The following is a 15,384-nucleotide window of genomic DNA, read 5'->3' as shown; positions in this document are numbered from 1 at the left end:
GGTAAGTTGGCCCCAGATAACGCGGCATGGTCGCGGGGGCAATGCATTGACTGGACTGTGAGGGTGTTCGACAAGGTGCGCATGACACGGAAGCTTCCATATGCGCGGCAGGGCCAAGTTGTTGGTTTGTTGGGCGGATCGTTTGATCCCGCACACGCAGGGCACGTGCACATCACCAAAGAGGCGTTGAAACGCTTTGGGCTGGACCGTGTTTGGTGGCTGGTCTCAGTTGGTAATCCGCTGAAAGAGCACGGGCCCGCACCGCTTGAACGGCGTTTGAAGGCGGCCCGCCAAGTTATGTGCGATCCGCGCGTTGAGGTGACAGATATCGAAGCCCATCTTGGCACCAGATATACCGCGCAAACCCTTGATGCGCTGCGTTTGCGGTATCCTGGGGTGCGGTTTGTTTGGTTGATGGGGGCCGATAATTTGGCCCAGTTCCATCATTGGCAAGACTGGCGAGGTATTTTGGTGACCACACCTGTTGGGGTGCTGGCGCGTCCGGGTGATCGTATATCGGCGCGCACGTCACCGGCGGCCAAGATCTATGATTTCGCACGGTTGAAAGGCAGGCAAAGCCAGCTTTTGGGCCGCTCTGATGCGCCTGCATGGTCGTTTGTGAATATACCGATGCTGTCTGTTTCGAGTAGCGAAATCAGAAAACGTGGCGAGTGGCAGCGCGATTAGCGACGCAAAGTTGCCGCACCGACACCTGCGCCGATGATCAGCACTAAACCGCAAAGCGTCAGGGTATCGGGCAAAGTGCCGAACACCGTCCATCCCAAAACGGTTGCCGCGATCAGCTGAAAATATACCAGTGGGGCCAGCCGCGTGCTGTCGGCCATTGCATAGGCAAAAAGCAGCAAAAAGTTCCCCGACATGGACCCAACAGCAGATGCAGTGGCCAGACCCACAATGGGCAGGCTCAGCGGTGGCCAGAAAACTGCGGCGACAGGGAGCATGATAATTGCGGGGATCAGGAGTTGGCTCAGCAGAAGTGTGCGTGCAGGTGCGACGCCTATCAGCCATTTGGACGCGGTCAGGAAACTTCCGTAAAAACATCCCGCAAGGACCGCGAACCCGAGGCCCGGTGAATAGTCAAAGCCTGGTTTGACCACCAACAGGACGCCACAAAACCCAAGCAGCAATAGAGCCGTTTGCGCCCATGTGATTTTTTCTTTGAGCAGCCACGCCGATAGGGTGAACGACAGCAGCGGACCGATGAAGAACGCAGCAAACACATTGGCGATGTCCTCTGTGCGCAGGGCTGTTAGAATGCATGAAATACCGCCAGCCAACAGAAGAGCACGGAAAACTACCTTAGGGTTGCGCAGGACACCCCATGTCCCGCGCGGCATAAACGGCGCTGCAATCAACGCGCCAAGGGCAAAGCGGCTCCATGCGATCCAGAGCGGGTGCACTTCGTAGTTATTTGACAGAAGCTTACCGGCCGTGTCCCCTGCAGGGATCAGCGACATGGCGAGGAACATTAAAAGAGTGGCGCGTAACATAAGGCAGGTGGTTACGCCGCAGATTGTGAGTTGTCACGCGCCAACTGCTGGGCTTTAGTCGGGGCATGACGCGTGTGTATTCCCGACGGTTCTTGCTGGCCGGTCTTCTTGCAACAACGGCGACGGCGGCCGGTGCTACTGCGCCAACGATGTCAGCGCGCCCAATTGCGAGGCCTGATGATTTTGCCCGCAAAGTTGACCCCACTGCCAAAGATCTCGTGGGCCAAGCAGGCCTTAGTGGCGTCACAGGATTTGCGGTTGCCGACGCGACAAGCGGGGTAAGTATTGAGCAATTTCAAGCAGATGAAGCGCTACCGCCTGCGTCAGTGGCAAAGATGCTGACAGCGCTTTACGGGCTTGACCGACTTGGGGCTGGGTTCCGATTTAACACGCGGCTTGTTAGCGACGCTGCGATTGAGGACGGCACGTTGCGAGGTGATCTGTGGCTGGTGGGCGGCGGTGATCCGACGTTGAATACCGATGATCTTGGCCGCATGGTTGCCGATCTTCACAGTAGCGGTGTGCGCAGGATTGATGGCAGCTTTTACGTTCAAAACAGCGCGCTACCGGCTATTCTGTTTATTGACCGCGATCAGCCTGATTATTTGGGATATAACCCAACAATCGGTGGCGTGAACCTGAACTTCAATCGTGTGCATTTCGAATGGCGACGCGGCGCGGATGGATATCGTACCACCATGGATGCCCGCGCAAAACGTCATGCTCCTGCGGTAGAGATGGCAACGATGCGCATCGTTTCGCGTGACTTTCCTGTTTACGGATACGCTCTTGAAAAGGGGCGTGATGCTTGGACGGTCAGCCGGTCTGCACTTGGTGGGGGTGGCGCGCGGTGGTTGCCGGTTCGCCAACCCGCGCTTTATGCAGCTGATGTTTTTGGTCAACTTGCCCGCGCCAAGGGAATTTCGCTTCCCACCGGTCAGGTGACTGATCGCCCTGCAAAGGGGCGTATTCTGGTCCAGCATGCAAGTGTGCCACTTTCCGAGATGTGCCGCGATATGCTTAAGTTTTCTACCAACTTGACGGCTGAAGTTATTGGTTTGCAGGCCTCTGGTGCAAAGACACTTCGAAGTTCTGCTTCGGCTATGAATGAATGGGCCAAGGAGCGTTTTGGCGTTGATGCACAACTGGTTGATCACTCAGGGCTTGGTGATCGAAGTCGGGTCAGCGCGTCTGATTTGGTGCAGATTTTAGTCGCGACCGCAAACGGCCCCATCGGGCCCCTGATAAAGCCGATCAAGCTGCGCGATGCGAACGGCAAAGTCGTTGACGGGCAAGGCATCGAAGTGACGGCCAAAACTGGCACGTTAAACTTTGTCAGCACATTGGCGGGCTACATCACCACCCCGCAAGGTGCAAAGCGGGCCTTTGCGATTGTCTCTGCAGATCTGGGTGCGCGCGGTAAAATCAAAAAGTCAGACAGAGAAAGGCCCCGTGGTGCATCCGGTTGGAACAGGCGCGCAAAGTCAATGCAGCAGCGCCTGCTGCACCGCTGGGGGCGGGCTTAAAGCGCGGTCGGCAGGGTCATGTGACGCGCGCGTGCGCCGCGCTCAATTGCGGCGGCGTGCAATCGGTCAAGTTCAAGTTCGTACCGAATTTCTTCAAGCATGCGCAGTTCGGGCGATGCAATTGATCCGTCAGCGGCTGCGACGTCGCATGATAATGCGTAAGCCGTTTCGTACAGGGTTTGAGGCAATGCGTCGCGGATCAAGCCAAAGAGCGCGTCCAGCCCGTCTTCTTGATCGAACAAGTCAAAAACGGTGCGCCCGATTGTTTGAAGGCGTTCTGGATCATATCCCGAAAAGACGGGTAAGTTGTTCACAATATTGGTGATTTTCACGAGTTCAGCCGTGCGAATATCTTCATCGCTCGCGGAAACGGCGATCATCAGTGCGGCAAGGCTGTCTTGGGCCGTTAGGGGGGCTTGTGCGTTCACGAGGGGTGTTCCTTTTGGACTGCTCTGCCCTTGGTTTATTGACGGCTGGCCGCCCTCGCAATAGGGAGTGCGCATGGTGCGCGGGGTTGTGCCACCGCGCGGCTAATCTGCGCGCCCTCGCTGCGTCCAATTACGTACACCGATGATCAAAACCGGAGATACCCAGATGAGCCTTTCGCGCGACGAAGCCCAACAGTCCAAAGCATGGCCTTTTGAAGAAGCGCGTCGGGTGCTAAAACGGCTTAAGGGTAAAGACCCAGAGAAGGGTTATGTATTGTTCCAAACGGGATACGGCCCGTCGGGGCTGCCGCATCTCGGGACTTTTGGTGAGGTTGCGCGTACGACCATGGTGCGTCGCGCTTTTGAAGTTTTGTGCGATATTCCGACGAAGCTGATTTGTTTCTCCGACGATATGGACGGGTTCCGTAAAGTGCCGACCAACGTTCCGATGCAAGAAGAGCTGTTGCAGGACCTCAACCTGCCGCTGACTAAAGTGCGCGATCCGTTTGGGTGCCATGAAGGTTTTGCGCAGCACAACAATGCGCGTCTGTGTGATTTTCTGGACGGATTCGGGTTTGAGTATGAGTTTGCCTCATCAACTGACTACTACACTGGCGGGAAGTTCGATGAAGCGCTAATGACGGCCCTAGAGCGCTTTGATAAAATCCAAGAGATCATGTTGCCGACACTTGGTGAAGAACGCCGCGCCACATATTCGTGTTTTCTGCCCGTAAGCCCGAAAACAGGCCACGTGCTTCAGGTGCCAACGCTTGAACGGAATGTGGCGAAAGGCACGATCGTTTATGAAGAGCCTGATGGCGAGCGTATCGAAGTGCCCGTCACCGGCGGTAACGTGAAAATGCAATGGAAACCCGATTGGGCGATGCGTTGGGCTGCCCTTGGGGTGGATTATGAAATGTCTGGCAAAGACCTGATCGACAGCGTTGTCCAATCGGGTAAAATTTGTCGCGCCCTTGGTGCGCCAGCACCCGAAAGCCTGTCGTATGAGTTGTTTAATGATGAACTTGGTCAGAAAATCTCGAAATCAAAAGGCAATGGCCTTTCGATGGAAGAGTGGCTGACCTATGCGGCGCCCGAAAGCCTGTCGTATTTTATGTATCAGAAGCCAAAGACGGCTAAACGCCTCTATTTTGATGTGATTCCCAAAATGGTGGATGAGTATCATCAACAATTGCGCGGTTATGAGGACCAAGATGCCAAGCAAAAGCTGGCGAATCCGATTTTCCACATCCATGGTGAGACTGCGCCTAAGTCTGACATGGTTGTGCCGTTCTCAATGTTGTTGAACCTTGCGGCTGTGGCCAATGCCGAGGGTAAAGAGCAATTGTGGGGCTTTATTCAGCGCTATGCGCCTGAAGCGTCCGCGGAAACCCATCCCGATTTGGATGCGGCGGCAGGCTATGCGGTTGCGTACTACAACGACTTTGTGAAGCCCGAGAAAACCTACCGCGCACCAACAGATCAAGAACGTGCGGCTTTGGCGGATATGGCAGCGGCGCTGCGTGATCCCGCGTTGGCACGTCACATGATTGAGACGAAAAACGCAGCAATGGGCAAAGATGATCCAGTGGCTGAGTTGGATTACTCCAGTGCCGAGGACCTGCAATCAATTGTCTTTGCTGTTGGTAAGAACCACGGGTTTGAGCCGCTTCGTGATTGGTTTGGCGCGATTTATGAAGTGCTTCTTGGGGCTACTCAGGGGCCACGCTTTGGTGGATTTATCGCGCTCTACGGCGTTGATGAAACGGCAAATTTGATCGACGAAGCCCTGGACGGTGCGTTGATTAATTGACCTAGCGCTCCTCTGACTTAGCTTTTGGTACAGTCAGAGGAGGTCCACATGGTTCGTATTTTAGTCGGTCTGGTCTTTTGTGTGTGGGCGGGGCTTGCCGTAGCGCAAGATACGCCAACGCGTGATATTCAAAATACCATTTCAAATCAGATGGATGCCTTTCGCGACGGTAATGTGGACGGCGCGTGGACGTTTGCGGCTCCGAATATTCGCCGAATGTTTGGGCAAGACCCCAATGCATTCGGGCGGATGGTTGAGCGTGGCTACCCTATGGTTTGGAACAACGATCAGGTTGGGTTCGGTGAATTGCGAGTGCTGAATGGCCATGTTTGGCAACAAGTCCGCGTGACAGATGCGGCCGGTGGTCAGCATGTCCTTGATTATATGATGCTGCAAACGGAAGCGGGTTGGAAAATTGCTGCCGTGCAGGTGTTGGAAGCCCCGGACGTGGGCGTTTAGGTGTTGCGCGCGTCACTATTGGCGCGTTCGCTTGCCTAAGGTGTGCTTAACGAACGGACGCTAGGTTGGTCACATAGAGCAGACTAACTCGCCCGCGCTGACATTATGAGACCGCAGAAACGGACGTCCCGTTTGTGCGGTTTTTTTCATGTCTGACGCCAAGGTTCCACGAAAGGATATCGTTCATGAATATGGCAATTACTGACCGCTTTAGCTTGTCTCCGGCACCGTTCTCGCAAGGCTTGGGCCAGTGGTCCCGTGAAGATGGGACTTTTGGAACAGAAACCTACGCCAGCTACAGCAGTGCTGTGGTCGTGCCATCTGATCCTGATTTTGGCAGTTGCCTTCAGCTGACAAAAAACCAAGGCGGCACCCAACGATTGCGGTTCACGGGCCAAACCGCACTTGCCACGGGTTGCTACTACAAAGTGAGCGCGCGCATCAAAGCGGTAAGCGGCAGTCGGCCATCTGTGCAGATTGCGGGCTCTGTCTTTGATGCCTCGGATGATGCTTTGACTGGGGTGCAACTGGCTGGGGCAGCGCTGACGTTGCAAACCTACGGAAACGTGATTGAGGTGTCTGCTATCGTGGGGCAGGGCAGTCGTCCCGGGGTGGATATGGCGTGGGGAATGAACGCTGAATATGCGCATATCGGCCTAGATTTGACGGGGCCAGTCGGTGGCGTAATCCGCATTGATGACCTTAAGATCGAAGATGTGACGCCGCTTTTCTTTAGCCAAACATTTGATGTTTTGGACGTGCGGGATTTCGGTGCAATTGGGGACGGTGTGGCTGATGATGCTGATGCGATTGAGGCGGCTGATGCAGCAGCGCAGGGGCGTACTGTTTTGGTGACGGACGGCGTTTTCTGGATGGGCCGCGATGTGACGATCAACAGCAAGATCCGTTTTGAAGGCCAGATCACCCAATTGCCTGAGCACCGTTTTGTTCTTAGGCGCTCTTTCGATCTGCCGACTTATGCCGATGCGTTTGGCGACGAAGTTGTGGGTTTCAAAAAGGGGTTTCAGGCCCTGCTTAACGGGGCAGATCATGAGGTTTTTGACCTGTGTGGCCGGCAGGTTCAATTGACTGAACCGCTTGATATGGCCGCTTTGGTGCCTAATCGTGCGCGGTTTGAGGTCCGGCGCGTCATTGCAAACGGTATGTTTGAAGCCCGTGATAGCACAGCCTGGGCCGATGATGTGGTGACAGCAAGTGCCAGCTATGACCCGAACGATCCGTATAAACTGCGCAATGTGGTGAACGCCGCGTCTATCAAGGTGGGGTCGTTGGTAAGTGGAAACGGGGTTGGCCGTGAGGTTTATGTGGCGTCCGTGAACCCCAGTGCAAACACGTTGACCCTATGCCAACCGCTGTTCGGAGCTGCGGCAAGCCAGATTTATACGTTCACGCGTTTCAAATATATGCTTGATTTTAGTGGTTTTGAAAAACTATCGAAAATGGTTTTGAACAACATCCAACTACAGTGTTCAGGCCGTGCAAGTGGCATCATGTTGGCGCCCGATGGTGTTGTGTTCGAAGTGCTTGATTGCTTGATCAACAAACCCAAAAGCCGCGGGATCACGTCTGTTGATCGCGGCTGTCAGGGGATGATTGTTGACCGTTGTCAGTTTCTGTCGAACGAGCAGTCGCTTCAGGTTGAAGACCGTGTGACAACTGCGCTGAACGTCAATTCGAATGATCCCAAGCTGCGCAACAACCGCGTCGTGTTGTTTGAGCATTTCGCGGTTTTGTCTGGCGCAGGCAATTTGGTGACGGGCAATCATTGGTTTCATGGGGATGCTGGTTCAAACGGTATCCGCAAGGCTGGCCTGATTTTCACGCAACCGAATTGTATGAGTGCTGTTACGGGTAACTATATCGACAATAACTATATTGAGATGACCAACGAGCACGAGGCCTTTCCGGATTTTGCCAACCAGTTCTCGTTTGGTGGGCTGACAATTTCCGGCAATTTTTTCATATCGCTCAACTCGCGATCTGACTTTTCATGGCTGGTTGTGTCCCCTTATGGTGCGGGGCATTTTATCCAAGGATTGTCGGTTCAAGGTAATGTTTTCAAGGCGGTAAACGGCAATGTCGAACGTGCCGACCGGGTTGATACAAGCCGCGCTGATCTGGCTAAAGGGCGGTATCGAAATATCGTTTTTGATGGCAACACGTTCAACAATGTTGGCACAGTTACGATCAATCCTGTTGTGATAAATCATGACCAAAACACCGATGCTGCAACGTGGAACGTATCTGCATCAGGGCGGTTACCCTTTGATGGGTGGGCCCGTGCAGTTCAGTCGGTGCAGCCCGTTGAGCAAACAAAATCTGGTAGCACAGACGTGTTCATTCAACCTTGGGCGCAAGTTGAACAAGGCGCGGATAAATCTGAAGTACGACTAAAGTGGGGTCAGTCCACTAGGGGGCGGGCTAATGTGACGATGCGGTGCGACACGCCTGTCTAGCATTGGTTCTTGGCTGCGTTCGCTAGTTAGCGTGGCCAAGTTTTGTCACCTCAAGACGGAGTTCCTGCAGCGCAATTTCTGTCTGCACAAGTTTCACCGTCACAGGCCCTGTCATCTCACGCGGATGATCGAACAGATCACGGCGCAGGGTGCGCAAATCACGCTCCATCCGGTCGATGTGCGACAGGGTGATGCTGGTTGGCGTTTGCCAATCCGTCGAGGGGCTAAAGGTGCGGTGCATACTCATGCAAGCTTGCTACGACAGCATGTCTTAACGCTCAGTTACGCAGCGGTGAAAAACCCGCTGCGTATGTTCGTTTTGTCAAAAGGCGATCTAGCGCCGTTTGCTGCGCTTTGTTCCGCCCCGTTGCCCGGCACGTCCTGCGGTTGAGCGGCCCGATGCTTTTTGCGCATCATCAACTGCTTTCTCAACAACTGCTTGGCGGGCCAGAGGATCGTCGGACACCACCAAATCTACAGTCTCAAGACGCTTCACCTCGTCACGCAGGCGGGCGGCTTCTTCAAACTCAAGGTTTTCGGCGGCTTTGCGCATGTCTTCGCGCAGCCCATCAAGATGTGCCGCAAGATTATCACCGGCCATCGGTTTTTCGATGGTCGCTGTCACGCGGTTCATATCCACGTCGCCTTTGTAGAGACCGGCCAGCACGTCTTCGACGTTTTTCTTCACTGTTTCAGGTGTGATGCCGTGTTCTTCATTATACGCAATTTGCTTGGTGCGGCGGCGTTCGGTTTCGCCCATGGCGCGCTCCATGCTGCCGGTAACTTTATCCGCGTACATGATCACGCGGCCTTCGGCGTTTCGCGCCGCGCGGCCGATGGTCTGCACCAATGACGTCTCCGAGCGCAAAAAGCCCTCTTTGTCCGCATCAAGAATTGCCACAAGCCCACATTCGGGAATGTCGAGACCCTCACGCAGCAGGTTGATCCCCACCAGTACATCAAATGCCCCAAGGCGCAGGTCGCGCAAAATCTCAATCCGTTCAATCGTATCGATGTCTGAGTGCATGTAGCGTACGCGAATCCCTTGTTCGTGCAGATACTCCGTCAGGTCCTCGGCCATGCGCTTGGTCAATGTCGTGGCCAGCACCCGCATGCCATCCGCTGCAACGCGGCGGATTTCATCCAAAAGGTCATCCACCTGTGTCTCAACGGGGCGAATTTCGATGACGGGGTCCAAAAGGCCTGTGGGGCGGATGACTTGTTCTGTGAATACGCCGCCTGCTTGTTCGATTTCCCAAGCGGCTGGAGTAGCTGACACAAAGACAGACTGGGGCCGCATCGCATCCCATTCCTCAAATTTGAGGGGGCGGTTGTCCATGCAAGACGGAAGGCGGAAGCCGTGCTCGGCCAGCGTCATTTTGCGTCTGAAGTCACCTTTGTACATGCCGCCGATTTGCGGCACAGAGACATGGGACTCGTCAGCGAAAACAATGGCGTTGTCTGGGATGAATTCAAACAGTGTGGGGGGCGGCTCGCCCGGTGCGCGGCCTGTCAGATAGCGTGAATAGTTCTCGATCCCGTTGCAAACCCCAGTGGCTTCCAGCATCTCAAGATCGAAATTCGTGCGCTGTTCAAGGCGCTGCGCTTCAAGCAATTTGCCATCTGCCACCAACTGATCAAGCCGAACCCGCAGTTCCTTTTTGATGCCCGTAATCGCTTGTTGCATCGTAGGTTTTGGGGTGACGTAGTGACTGTTGGCGTAGATGCGGATTTTGTCGAACGTGTCTGTTTTCTCACCAGTCAGGGGGTCGAATTCAGTAATGGTTTCCAATTCTTCGCCGAAGAAAGACAGCCGCCACGCACGATCATCAAGGTGGGCAGGGAAGACTTCAAGGCTATCTCCGCGCACGCGAAACGTGCCACGCTGAAACGCCGCGTCGTTACGTTTGTATTGTTGGGCGACCAGATCGGCGATGACCTGACGCTGATCGTACATTTTGCCCACGTGGATATCTTGGGTCATGGCCCCATAAGTTTCGACCGAACCGATGCCGTAAATACACGACACGGACGCCACGATAATAACGTCATCACGTTCCAAAAGCGCACGGGTTGCAGAGTGGCGCATACGGTCAATTTGCTCGTTAATCTGGCTCTCTTTTTCGATGTAAGTATCAGAGCGCGCTACATAGGCTTCCGGTTGATAGTAGTCATAATAGCTGACGAAATACTCGACTGCGTTATCGGGGAAAAAGCCTTTGAACTCCCCATAAAGTTGGGCGGCCAGCGTTTTGTTAGGCGCAAGGATGATCGCGGGGCGTCCCGTTTGCTCAATCACTTTTGCCATAGTGAATGTTTTGCCGGTGCCTGTTGCGCCAAGCAGCACCTGATCGCGGTCGCCGTTCAGCACACCAGTCGACAGTTCTTTGATGGCCGTGGGTTGGTCGCCCGCGGGTTCAAACTCGGTGTTGAGCTTGAACGAAATGCCGCCCTCCAGCTTGTCACGGGTTTTCACGTCTGGCGCGGGATTTGCCAAAACGGGCGCTGTCGGGCGTGGTGGCTGGCTATCTGAATGGGCGTAAGACATGAGCGATTCCCTTTGGTCAGCATACAATGTGACGCCTTCTACCGTGGGTTCAAGGGAGCCGCTGGATGTTGATCAAACAAATAGCTCGCTTAAATGCGAAAATTGGAATATGATAAAGGTAGGCGCTGGAGTGTAGCCTGGACTGAGCGGTTCATTCCCCTATCTCCCACGGTCGTTTCAGAGTTTTCGCTTCAGCGTCAAACCTTAGTTCAAACCGATGTATGCCAGATATTGCATTTACCCGCAGAGTTATGGATATAGGCATCAGCCAACGTCTGAGGGTTCACCATGCGCGCACGTATTTATAAGCCAGCCAAAACTGCCATGTCTTCGGGCACAGCAAAAACGCGTAAATGGGTGCTGGAATTTGCTGCAGCCTCGTCGCGCGATGTGGATCCGTTGATGGGCTGGACCTCATCTGATGATACCCAAAGCCAAGTGAAGCTGACGTTCGACAGCAAAGAAGATGCGGTCGATTATGCGCGCGACAACGGTATTGAGGCAGTTGTGCAAGAGCCTAAAACGCGCCGCCCTAACGTGCGTGCTGCTGGCTACTCCGAGAATTTCGCTGTAAACCGCCGAGGCGCTTGGACGCACTAGGGTTACCTGCCGTTTCTGGTGTTCGGAACTTACGTGAGTATAAACAAACGCACACCACCCTTGCGCAGCTTGCACCCAAAGCGCTATGCCAACACCCAAGCGGTCCCTTAGCTCAACTGGATAGAGCAGCTGACTTCTAATCAGCAGGTTGAGGGTTCGAGTCCTTCAGGGATCGCCAGTGTTTTTTTCCCACCTCTTGTACCCTGCACGGTAAATGTCTTTGATGGCCTTAAAATTTTGCCACCTCACTCAAGGACGCTGTCTCATGACAAAGTATATTGATCTCAATTCTGATCTTGGTGAGGGCTATGGCCCTTGGCGGATGGGCGATGATGCGCGGATATTGGGGTTGGTAAGCAGTGCGAATGTGGCCTGTGGTGGGCACGCGAGCGATCCCGACACGATGCACGCCACACTTGGTGAAGCGGCGTCAAACGAGGTTTGTGTTGGCGCGCATCCCGGGTATGCGGACCCACTTGGCTTTGGGCGCCGTGTTATTCCTATGGCGGCTGCGCAGATCTCTCATATGGTTGCAGCACAAATTGGGGCGTTGAGCGGGGTCGCGCAATTGACCTCAGCGCGTGTCGCGTACGTTAAGCCGCACGGTGCTCTTGCCAATTTGGCTGCGCGGGATGCGGAGGTTTCGAATGCCATTCTTGATGGGGTTGGCGCACTGCCTGTTTTAGCGATTTCTGGGACTGTGCTTGAACAACAAGCCAAGGCGCGGGGTCATCAGGTTTACTCGGAAATATTTGCCGACCGCGCGTATCAGGCCAACGGCGAGTTGGTGCCGCGCAGCGAAGAAGGTGCGGTGATACATGATCCTGTTTTCGCGGCTGACCGGTTGATTGCGTTCTTGGAAAGCGGTGAAATGCCGGTGCTCGGTGGTGGATCTATTGCTCTTGAGGCGCACTCAATTTGCGTGCACGGCGACACGCTAGAAGCCGTTGAGATGGCCTCGCAAATACGAAAGCGTTTGACGGCGCAGGGCGTCGAAATTCGCTCGTTTATCCAAGGCTAAGTAATGATGAAAGCAACGTCAGTTGGTGAAGGGGCGGTGCTCTTTCAGCTTGGGGAGGTCGCAGACGAGCGGACCCATGCAGCGATTTGCGCTTTGGCTGAGGCAATCGCGGCGGCAGATATCAACGGCGTGGTCGAGGTCGTGCCCGCATTGATTAATTTGTTGGTGGCGTTTGATCCTATTCAAACAGATCACGGCGCGGTCACGGCGGCTGTTCAGGCGTTAAAGCCAGATGCTGCCGCCAGCAGAACGCCTCAGGTCCACCGTGTGCCCGTGTGTTACGATCCGGAATTGTGCCCTGATTTACTGGAAGTGGCGAGACTGACAAACCAGAGTGTTGAGGCTGTTATCGCAGCACATTTGGGGTCTGAAATGCGGGTTGAGATGTATGGGTTTTCACCAGGATATGCCTATTTGCGCGGTCTGCCGCAAAGCATTCACTTGCCGCGAAAACCCGCTGCGGTACGCGATATTCCAAAAGGCAGCATTATCATTTCTGGCGCGCAGTCTTTGATCACGACACTGACAATGCCGACGGGATGGTGGGTCATTGGGCGTTCTGGGTTCGACGTGATTGAAAGCGATGCGCCCGATCCATTTGTGTTCAAGGTCGGGGACCGTGTGGTCTATGAGCGGATCAGCCGCGCGGAGCTGGGTGTGTAATGGCGGTGGCTGTTTTGAAAGTGGTCGCGGCTGGCCCATTGATCACGGTCCAAGACGCAGGTCGCTTTGGCCATATGCGCTACGGGGTTCCAGCGTCTGGGCCTATGGACCGGTTGGCGTTTGCTGCGGCGCAGGTGATGATTGCTAATCGTGCTGCCGCTGCAGCGATTGAAGTGACGTTGGGCGGGCTCGTGCTTGAATGTGTTGAGGGCGAGGTCAGCTATGCTCAAGCAGGTGGTGGTTTTGCAGGGGGCTGGCACGTGGCAACGCTGCGTGCAGGTGATCGGTTGCGCGTTCAGGCGGGCACATGGGGGAGTTGGTGTTATCTGGCTTTTGCAGGTGATCTGGCGCGACCCAAGTGGTTGGACAGTTTTGCGACCCACGCGATTTCAGGGCTTGGTGGCGGTGCCGTTCGCACAGGCGATGTGCTGCGCGTCGAAAACGCGGAGGTGCGTAGCGCCCGTGAGGGCAGCTATGACGCCCCTCCACAGCCTAATCAAACCGCGCCTGTTTTGGTGACGCCAAGTCCACAGGGCCGTCATTTTGCGGATGACGCGGCGGAGGTGTTTTTGGGCAGTACGTATAAACTGACGGATGCGTTTGACCGGATGGGGGTTCGCTTGGATGGGCCTTCGGTTGTGTTGGATGAGGCGCTGGGCATCCCGTCTGAGCCGATCGTGCGTGGCTCTGTTCAAGTGGCGGGCGACGGTGTGCCGACTGTTTTGTTGGCAGATCATCAAACAACGGGAGGCTATCCCAAGATTGCGACTGTTTTGTCGTGCGAGACTGATCGGTTTGCTCAAATGCGGTCAGGTGCACAGGTTTCGTTTCAAGCAGTTACGCCGGAGGCGGCAGTTGCCTATGCCCGAACTGTTGCAGAAGCACGCGTGTCGTTTTTGGACGCTTGCGCAGCGCCGCGGGCCAGTTTGGATGAGAAGCTAATGCAAATGAATTTGATCAGTGGTGCTGTGGCCGGATCAGAAAATTAACCGCGTGAGTTAGTAAATTTCAGGCTGAGAAATTTTGTATGAGAGTAAAAAACTGCAAGTTCATGGGGAATTTTTGGGATTTTAGCGATGAGTAAGTCGCTAATGCGCACCCGATTGACCTGTGGATGACCGTTGAAATGCAATTCACAGGTCTGAATGTGTAGTAAATGGGCGGATCACTGTCGGTTTTGGCAGTGCAGATGCGCAAAAACGACATTTTTGACGTTTTTTGACCGAATCCCCCTTGTAGCTCAGGTCTCGTTGTTAAAGGCTAAGGGCAACGGCGCGCGTGAAGGGAAACTTCACTTAAAACGAACGTGCTGAAGTTCAAACGGGAGACTGAAATGAAAAAGACATTACTTGGCGTTGTTGCCGCGACTTCGATGGGCCTCATGGGGACCACAGCGATGGCAGACTGCGGTGATGTATCCATTACCGAGATGGATTGGGCGTCTTCGGCGGTTGTGACATCTGTATCAAAATTCCTGATGGAGCAGGGTTACGGTTGTAACGTGACTGTTGTGCCGTCCTCGACTGTGCCTGCGCTGACATCTGTTGCTGAAACCGGCGAGCCGGACATCGTTACTGAAACTTGGGTCAATTCAACACCTGTTTACGAAGAGCTTGTCTCATCGGGTAAGTTGGTCGAAGTTGCAGATGTTCTGTCAGACGGCGGCGTTGAAGGCTGGTGGATCCCGCAGTACCTTGCGGATGCGCACCCAGAGCTGCTGACCCTTGAAGGCGTTATGGCAAACCCTGAGTTGGTCGGTGCGCGCTTCCACGACTGTCCATCGGGTTGGGCGTGCGATGTCATCAACAACAACAACATCAAAGCGGTCAACCTTGAGGGTAGCGGTATTGAGCGCTTCCAGCACGGTTCAGGTGAAACGCTTGCTACTGCGATTGCTGCTGCATATTCCGAGCAAGAGCCATGGTTTGGTTACTACTGGGCGCCGACATCTGTGCTTGGCAAATACCCGATGGTCCGCGTTGATGTAGGTGCGCATGATCCAGAAGCGCACGCGTGTAACGGCACACCGGATTGCGCGACACCAACACTGTCAGCATACCCGACAGCTAAAGTGAAAACTGCCGTTTCCGGCGCGCTGACTGAGCGTGAGCCAGAGATTGTAGAATTGATGAGCAACGTAAGCTTCACGAACGCGCAGATGGGTGAAGTTTTGGCGTGGCAAGCGGACAATAACGCAAGCTACGACGAAGCCGCAGTTTACTTCCTGACGAACAACAAAGACGTCTGGAGCAACTGGCTGAACGCGGAAGCAAAAGAAAAGCTTTCCGCACTGCTTCAGTAAGCGTTAAGGTCGACACAGCAGCGCCCGCCGATTTGC

The 15,384-nt window shown here is 54.6% G+C and carries 14 protein-coding genes and 1 tRNA gene; 11 read left to right on the top strand and 4 right to left on the bottom strand.

Going from position 1 to position 15,384, the window contains the following annotated elements:
* The first annotated feature begins 81 nt into the window (after positions 1-81).
* Positions 82-687, top strand: coding sequence for a nicotinate-nucleotide adenylyltransferase (locus OLX08_RS05705; protein ID WP_391483075.1), 606 nt, complete (start codon positions 82-84; stop codon positions 685-687).
* Here OLX08_RS05705 and OLX08_RS05700 read toward each other — a convergent pair.
* Positions 684-1,511, bottom strand: a complete 828-nt coding sequence (locus OLX08_RS05700; RefSeq protein ID WP_412535669.1) for a DMT family transporter — start codon at positions 1,509-1,511, stop codon at positions 684-686. The two genes, OLX08_RS05705 and OLX08_RS05700, sit on opposite strands and share 4 nt — an antisense overlap.
* Positions 1,512-1,576: 65 nt before the next feature.
* Here OLX08_RS05700 and dacB point away from each other — a divergent pair, with 65 nt between their 5' ends.
* Complete coding sequence (gene dacB / locus OLX08_RS05695; RefSeq protein ID WP_391483073.1) at positions 1,577-3,037, top strand: D-alanyl-D-alanine carboxypeptidase/D-alanyl-D-alanine-endopeptidase; 1,461 nt, start codon at positions 1,577-1,579, stop codon at positions 3,035-3,037.
* On the opposite strand, the gene OLX08_RS05690 is transcribed toward dacB, so the two are convergent.
* Positions 3,034-3,465, bottom strand: coding sequence for a tellurite resistance TerB family protein (locus OLX08_RS05690; protein WP_074842091.1), 432 nt, complete (start codon positions 3,463-3,465; stop codon positions 3,034-3,036). The genes dacB and OLX08_RS05690 overlap by 4 nt on opposite strands.
* 166 nt (positions 3,466-3,631) lie before the next feature.
* Between OLX08_RS05690 and OLX08_RS05685 the strand changes: the two genes are divergently transcribed.
* The 3 genes from OLX08_RS05685 to OLX08_RS05675 all read left to right on the top strand — a co-directional run bounded on the left by OLX08_RS05685 (position 3,632) and on the right by OLX08_RS05675 (position 8,214).
* Entirely contained in the window at positions 3,632-5,278 is a 1,647-nt protein-coding gene (locus tag OLX08_RS05685) for a lysine--tRNA ligase (protein WP_391483175.1), read from the top strand.
* 48 nt (positions 5,279-5,326) lie between these two features.
* Complete coding sequence (locus tag OLX08_RS05680; protein ID WP_391483071.1) at positions 5,327-5,737, top strand: DUF4864 domain-containing protein; 411 nt, start codon at positions 5,327-5,329, stop codon at positions 5,735-5,737.
* Positions 5,738-5,922: 185 nt separating this feature from the next.
* Complete coding sequence (locus tag OLX08_RS05675; protein ID WP_391483070.1) at positions 5,923-8,214, top strand: right-handed parallel beta-helix repeat-containing protein; 2,292 nt, start codon at positions 5,923-5,925, stop codon at positions 8,212-8,214.
* Between the two features lie 22 nt (positions 8,215-8,236).
* Here OLX08_RS05675 and OLX08_RS05670 read toward each other — a convergent pair whose 3' ends face one another.
* Positions 8,237-8,461, bottom strand: a complete 225-nt coding sequence (locus tag OLX08_RS05670) for a hypothetical protein (protein ID WP_143081960.1) — start codon at positions 8,459-8,461, stop codon at positions 8,237-8,239.
* An 87-nt stretch (positions 8,462-8,548) separates the two neighbouring features.
* Positions 8,549-10,762: an excinuclease ABC subunit UvrB gene (gene uvrB, locus OLX08_RS05665; protein WP_391483068.1), complete on the bottom strand. Its 2,214-nt coding sequence runs from the start codon at positions 10,760-10,762 to the stop codon at positions 8,549-8,551.
* A 288-nt stretch (positions 10,763-11,050) separates the two neighbouring features.
* Here uvrB and OLX08_RS05660 point away from each other — a divergent pair, with 288 nt between their 5' ends.
* The 6 genes from OLX08_RS05660 (at position 11,051) to OLX08_RS05635 (ending at position 15,348) form a co-directional block, all read left to right on the top strand.
* A complete protein-coding gene (locus tag OLX08_RS05660) occupies positions 11,051-11,362 on the top strand; it encodes an ETC complex I subunit (RefSeq protein WP_048598967.1) in 312 nt (103 codons plus the stop codon).
* 101 nt (positions 11,363-11,463) lie between these two features.
* Positions 11,464-11,540, top strand: a tRNA-Arg gene (locus OLX08_RS05655).
* Positions 11,541-11,627: 87 nt separating this feature from the next.
* Positions 11,628-12,383, top strand: a complete 756-nt coding sequence (locus OLX08_RS05650) for a LamB/YcsF family protein (RefSeq protein ID WP_391483066.1) — start codon at positions 11,628-11,630, stop codon at positions 12,381-12,383.
* A 3-nt stretch (positions 12,384-12,386) separates the two neighbouring features.
* Positions 12,387-13,046: a 5-oxoprolinase subunit B family protein gene (locus OLX08_RS05645; RefSeq protein WP_391483064.1), complete on the top strand. Its 660-nt coding sequence runs from the start codon at positions 12,387-12,389 to the stop codon at positions 13,044-13,046.
* A complete protein-coding gene (locus OLX08_RS05640; protein ID WP_391483063.1) occupies positions 13,046-14,035 on the top strand; it encodes a biotin-dependent carboxyltransferase family protein in 990 nt (329 codons plus the stop codon). Before OLX08_RS05645 ends, OLX08_RS05640 begins: the two co-directional genes overlap by 1 nt.
* 344 nt (positions 14,036-14,379) lie before the next feature.
* Positions 14,380-15,348, top strand: a complete 969-nt coding sequence (locus OLX08_RS05635) for an ABC transporter substrate-binding protein (protein ID WP_391483061.1) — start codon at positions 14,380-14,382, stop codon at positions 15,346-15,348.
* Positions 15,349-15,384: the final 36 nt, after the last annotated feature.

This window comes from Nereida ignava (assembly GCF_047114695.1).
GTDB lineage: Bacteria > Pseudomonadota > Alphaproteobacteria > Rhodobacterales > Rhodobacteraceae > Nereida > Nereida ignava.
Note: the sequence above shows the minus strand (reverse complement) of the source record. Positions and strands in the feature narration are given on the sequence as shown.

Excerpts from the sequence above, each read along its gene's own strand:
- OLX08_RS05670 (WP_143081960.1), bottom strand. The coding sequence starts at position 8,461 with ATGAGTATGCACCGCACCTTTAGCCCCTCGACGGATTGGCAAACGCCA.
- OLX08_RS05705 (WP_391483075.1), top strand. The coding sequence starts at position 82 with ATGACACGGAAGCTTCCATATGCGCGGCAGGGCCAAGTTGTTGGTTTG.
- uvrB (WP_391483068.1), bottom strand. The coding sequence starts at position 10,762 with ATGTCTTACGCCCATTCAGATAGCCAGCCACCACGCCCGACAGCGCCC.
- OLX08_RS05685 (WP_391483175.1), top strand. The coding sequence starts at position 3,632 with ATGAGCCTTTCGCGCGACGAAGCCCAACAGTCCAAAGCATGGCCTTTT.
- OLX08_RS05680 (WP_391483071.1), top strand. The coding sequence starts at position 5,327 with ATGGTTCGTATTTTAGTCGGTCTGGTCTTTTGTGTGTGGGCGGGGCTT.
- OLX08_RS05640 (WP_391483063.1), top strand. The coding sequence starts at position 13,046 with ATGGCGGTGGCTGTTTTGAAAGTGGTCGCGGCTGGCCCATTGATCACG.
- OLX08_RS05700 (WP_412535669.1), bottom strand. The coding sequence starts at position 1,511 with ATGTTACGCGCCACTCTTTTAATGTTCCTCGCCATGTCGCTGATCCCT.
- dacB (WP_391483073.1), top strand. The coding sequence starts at position 1,577 with ATGACGCGTGTGTATTCCCGACGGTTCTTGCTGGCCGGTCTTCTTGCA.
- OLX08_RS05650 (WP_391483066.1), top strand. The coding sequence starts at position 11,628 with ATGACAAAGTATATTGATCTCAATTCTGATCTTGGTGAGGGCTATGGC.
- OLX08_RS05635 (WP_391483061.1), top strand. The coding sequence starts at position 14,380 with ATGAAAAAGACATTACTTGGCGTTGTTGCCGCGACTTCGATGGGCCTC.
- OLX08_RS05660 (WP_048598967.1), top strand. The coding sequence starts at position 11,051 with ATGCGCGCACGTATTTATAAGCCAGCCAAAACTGCCATGTCTTCGGGC.
- OLX08_RS05675 (WP_391483070.1), top strand. The coding sequence starts at position 5,923 with ATGAATATGGCAATTACTGACCGCTTTAGCTTGTCTCCGGCACCGTTC.
- OLX08_RS05645 (WP_391483064.1), top strand. The coding sequence starts at position 12,387 with ATGATGAAAGCAACGTCAGTTGGTGAAGGGGCGGTGCTCTTTCAGCTT.